The organism is Ideonella sp. B508-1 (genome assembly GCF_000333615.1).
In the GTDB taxonomy this organism is placed as follows: Bacteria; Pseudomonadota; Gammaproteobacteria; order Burkholderiales; family Burkholderiaceae_C; genus Ideonella.
In genome coordinates, this window is sequence record NZ_BADL01000331.1 from 1 (window position 1) to 1,177 (window position 1,177).

Sequence of the window (1,177 nt, forward strand, 5' to 3'; positions counted from 1 at the left end):
TTGTTGGCCACACGGCCGCTGGTGTTGCCGCTGATCTCGGCGCTGCCCATGGACGACAGGTTGCTCACCGCGAAGGTGGCCGCCGGCAGGCTGTAGACCTGGGTGCGCTTGCCGGTCTTGCGGTTGAACCGGTAGACGTAGGGGCCGTACTCGTCCGAGATGAACACGTACTTGCCATTGCGTGAGACGCGAATGCCTTCCGGGTCCAGGCGGGCGAAGTGGCTGTCCAGCGAGTTGGAGCCGCTGGCGAAGTTGTCCGAGCGGCCGGAGAAGTAGGCGCGGCCGGCCACCGGGCCCACCGGGGTGGCCGGGCCATAGCTCAGGGCGCTGCCGCTCCACAGCAAGGTGGTGCCGGTGAGCGTGGCCTGCACGGTGTAGGGCAAGCCGCCACCCACGGCCGGTTGCAGCTTCAGGTCCAGGGTGTGAAAGCGGGGGATCCAGCTGGTGGTGTCGTCCACGGCGCTGTTCCAGGCCACGGCGTTGGGGCCACGGTCTCCCAGGGCCAGGAAGGTGGTGCCGCCGGCCCAGGCCAGGCCCGAACCGATGCCGCCGAGCAGGTTGGCGGCCTGGCCGTTCTCCAGGGTGTTGGTCAGGCCACTGAGGTCCTGGTCCAGCGTCAGCGAGCCGCGGGCGATCAGGGTGACAGCGGCATGGGCGGGGGCCAGCGCAGCGGCGCAGGCCAGGGCGACGGCGCCCAGGGAACGGACAAACATGGGGAACTCCTCGAACCGGGGGATGGGTGGATGCGCAAGCGCAAAGACCGTTGCGAGTCTTGACACCCCCCATGACGCCCCCATGACACCGCCCCCCCCTAGGTCAAGGGCCGGGACCCCGCTCCGTACAATGCGGCGATGAGCTTTGTTCACCTGCGCCTGCACACCGAATACTCCGTCGTCGATGGCACCTTGCGGATCGACGATGTGGTGTCCGCAGCCAAGGACGACGGGCAGTTGGCTCTGGGCATCGCCGACCTGGGCAACCTGTTTGGTGCCGTCAAGCACTACAAGGCCTGCCGCGGCAAGGGCCTCAAGCCGGTGGTCGGCTGCGACGCCTGGATCGAGCCGATGGACTGTGCGCCCGATGCGCCGCCGGGGCGGCTGCTGCTGCTGGTGCAGGACGTCACGGGCTACACAACCTCTCGGAACTGCTGGCCCGGGCCTGGACCCGCAACGTCCAG

Annotated in this window: 1 protein-coding gene and 1 pseudogene; one reads left to right on the forward strand and one right to left on the reverse strand. The window is 68.7% G+C overall.

Annotated features, from left to right (window positions below):
• Positions 1-713, reverse strand: a 713-nt coding sequence (locus I73_RS28045; protein ID WP_022981269.1) for an esterase-like activity of phytase family protein, incomplete at its 3' end; no start/stop codon positions are given.
• Between the two features lie 138 nt (positions 714-851).
• On the opposite strand from I73_RS28045, the pseudogene I73_RS14465 reads away from it, so the two are divergent.
• Positions 852-1,177, forward strand: a pseudogene (locus I73_RS14465) (PHP domain-containing protein); the annotation flags it as partial.